Source organism: Enterovirga sp. (genome assembly GCF_035325185.1).
In the GTDB taxonomy this organism is placed as follows: domain Bacteria; phylum Pseudomonadota; class Alphaproteobacteria; order Rhizobiales; family Beijerinckiaceae; genus Enterovirga.
Genome location: NZ_DAOLAJ010000167.1, coordinates 1 through 3,340, shown reverse-complemented (window position 1 = coordinate 3,340; position 3,340 = coordinate 1). Strand labels below are relative to the sequence as shown.

Genomic DNA, 3,340 nt, shown 5'->3' with positions numbered 1-3,340 from the left:
GCGGCGGATCCGTCGTCTGATGAGAGGGGCCTGCCCTCTGCGCTTCCGTTGCCATCGTCTCCTCCGATCCCGCCGTTGGGCCCGGCTCCCCACGAGGCGCAGCGGTTGCCGGACACTGGAACCGTTCCAGTACGCCGTCAACTTGCTCGATCTCGTTTTCGGAGATGGACGCGAGGCCGATGGAGACTCTGGCCGACGAGAAGCCCACCGGCCGCGCCGGCGGTCCGTCCTCGCGATCCAGGCTCTAGACGCAATACATCCTGAACTTGGCAATCGGCTTCCCACCATCCGGGCTGAGGATGTCAACGACGTCGATAAAGCATTCGCGCCTGTTTATCTTGAAACTTTCTTTCAAATTTATGCGACTTCCTAGTTTTGCATTAAAACCAACCCCGTTTATTGTATAAATAATTAACGAAGACAATTTATCTTCTGGATGCATAATTTTCTGCAACACAAAAAACAGGCGCTCGTCGGTCAGGTCGGTCGTATCGCCGGGAGACATTTCGAAGATCCCGTGCTGGACCATGGCAATGCTGGCGGGCGTGCCGCTTTTGAGCATGACCGCCGGCTTGTCCGGGGACGCGCTGCTCGTCTGTGCGAATGCCCCATGCAATCCGGACATCGCACAGAGGATGATCGCCGAGCTTCGAGCGAAGCAGTTCATGTCAGGACCTTTCTTCGATGAGCATAGCTGAAAGGGAATCGGGGCCGGCGCGCTCGAAGCGTTTCAACGTTCGGAGAAGAAAAGACGCCCCGTAGGGTTCGATCCCCCGGATTTCATCGAAACGCGGAGGATGGGGGCGCCCGGCCAGACGCTGCAGGTGCGATCCGGCCTGGTGCTGCATCGGGCGACCGTCCTGTCGTCGCGGACGAAACTCAGGAAGTCCGGGTGGATGTCCTGCACGCTGGCGCGTTCACGGCTGGCATCGTCGCACAGGATCGCGCCGGGAACGACGTCGATGGATTGGTCGGGACGCCGGGGCAGGAACAGGCAGCCGGCGCCTGCCGCCGAGCCGGCCGGAGACGTGTCCTCCCGCGCCGGCGAGCTCATGCCCGGCGAAGAGGAAGGGTCGCTCCGAGGAGGGGCAGCCGGCGTCGCGTCGGCCCGCGCGGCGGGCTTGGCGGGAGCCTCGGCGCCGGGGGGCGCCGCCTTGGACGGCGCCGGCTTTGCGGCAACGTACTCGGACGCGACTTTTGCGAGGTCTTCGAACCTGAACGCGACCACCGTCAGGAAGATGAGGGTCAGGCTGAAAAGGATCGTGAAGGACGATCGGCCCTGAACGATCCGTTCGATGATCTTCAGGATGTCCGACACCAAGCGCTCCCTCGCAGGTTGTCATGATCCCATAACAGCCCGCAAGGGAGTTTTCGAGAGGAGGCGGAACGGACCTCGCAAGGATCGAGAAAGGCCCGTCGCGAGCCTCTCCCGTTCCGCTTGGGCGTCGCCTGCGGCGCCCGTTGCGTCAGGCCGCGAGCTGGCGCAGCACGTAGGGCAGGATGCCCCCGTTCTTGAAATATTCCAGCTCGTCGAGCGTGTCGATGCGGCAGAGCAGCGGCACTTCCTTGACGCTGCCGTCCGACGACTTGACCTCGAGCGTCATCTTCTTGCGCGGCGTGAGGTCCTCGGCGATGCCGCGCAGGGTGAGCACCTCGTCGCCCTTGAGCCCGAGCGAGGCCCAGCTGTCGGAGCCCTGGAAGACGAGCGGCATGACGCCCATGCCGACGAGGTTCGAGCGGTGGATGCGCTCGAAGCTCTCGGCGATGACGGCGCGAACGCCGAGCAGGTTGGTGCCCTTGGCGGCCCAGTCGCGGGACGAGCCCGTGCCGTATTCCTTGCCGGCCATCACGACGAGCGGCACGCCTTCCTGCTTGTAGCGCATGGCGGCGTCATAGATGGCCATGCGCTCGCCGGAGGGCTGGTGGATGGCGTAGCCGCCCTCGACCACGTTCCCGGCCTCGTCGCGGACCATCTGGTTCTTGATGCGGATATTGGCGAAGGTGCCCCGCATCATGACCTCGTGGTTGCCGCGCCGCGTGCCGTACTGGTTGAAATCGGCGACGCGGACCTGATGCGACTGGAGATACACGCCGGCGGGCGAGGAAGCCCGGATATTGCCGGCGGGCGAGATGTGGTCGGTCGTGATCGAGTCCTGGAAGAGGCCGAGGATGCGCGCGCTCAGGATGTCGGTGAGCGGCGCCGGCTCCTTCTTCATGCCCTCGAAATAGGGCGGGTTCTGGATATAGGTCGAGTTGATCGACCAGCCGTAGGTCTGCCCGGTCGAGACGGGGACGGCCTTCCAGTGGGCGTCGCCCGCGAAGACGTCCGCATAGCGCGACCGGAACAGCTCGGAGGTGATCGTCTTCTCGACGAAATCGGCGATCTCCTGCGTCGAGGGCCAGATGTCCTTGAGATAGACGGGCTTGCCGTCCTCGCCCGTGCCGAGCGGCTCCGTCGCGAGGTCGACCTGGAGGGAGCCCGCCAGCGCATAGGCGACGACGAGCGGCGGGGAGGCGAGGTAGTTCGCCTTCACGTCCGGGTTGACGCGGCCCTCGAAGTTCCGGTTCCCCGAGATCACCGCGCCGGCGATGATGTCGTTGTCGTTGATCGCCTTCGAGATCGGCTCCGGCAGCGGTCCCGAATTGCCGATGCAGGTGGTGCAGCCGAAGCCGACGAGGTTGAAGCCGAGCTGGTCCAGGAAGGGCTGGAGGCCGGACTTGTTGAAATATTCCTCGACCACCTGCGAGCCCGGCGCGAGCGAGGTCTTCACCCAGGGCTTCACCCGCAGGCCCTTGGCGACGGCGTTGCGGGCGAGGAGGCCCGCGCCGATCATGACCGAGGGGTTCGAGGTGTTGGTGCAGGAGGTGATGGCCGCGATCACGACGTCGCCATGGCCGAGGTCGAAATTCGCCCCCTCGACCTTGTAGCGCTTGGCGGCCTGGCCGGGCTTCTTGAACTCGCCTTCCAGCGCCGCCGTGAAGGAGCGCTTGACGTTGTCCAGCTCGACCCGGTCCTGCGGGCGCTTCGGCCCGGCCATGGACGGGACGACCGCGGACAGGTCCAGCTCGAGCGTGTCGGTGAAGACCGGGTCGGGCGTCGAGGCGTCGCGCCACATGCCCTGCTCCTTGGCATAGGCTTCCACCAGGGCGACACGCTCGGGCGCGCGGCCGGAGGTGCGCAGGTAGCCGATCGTCTTCTCGTCGATCGGGAAGAAGCCGCAGGTCGCGCCGTATTCGGGCGCCATGTTGCCGATCGTGGCGCGGTCGGCGACCGAGAGGTCGGCGAGGCCGGGGCCGAAGAACTCGACGAACTTGCCGACGACGCCCTTCTTGCGCAGCA

At 65.1% G+C, this 3,340-nt stretch carries 3 protein-coding genes; all 3 read right to left on the bottom strand.

The genetic code is table 11. The features are described 5' to 3' along the window. Nucleotides 1–244: 244 nt before the first annotated feature. Nucleotides 245–667, bottom strand: coding sequence for a hypothetical protein (locus tag PKD06_RS18605; protein WP_324382773.1), 423 nt, complete (start codon nucleotides 665–667; stop codon nucleotides 245–247). Between the two features lie 63 nt (nucleotides 668–730). After that, complete coding sequence (locus PKD06_RS18600; protein ID WP_324382771.1) at nucleotides 731–1,318, bottom strand: hypothetical protein; 588 nt, start codon at nucleotides 1,316–1,318, stop codon at nucleotides 731–733. A 148-nt stretch (nucleotides 1,319–1,466) separates the two neighbouring features. Next, nucleotides 1,467–3,340 (bottom strand): aconitate hydratase (locus PKD06_RS18595; protein WP_324382769.1); only part of this gene is annotated, 1,874 nt, incomplete at its 5' end.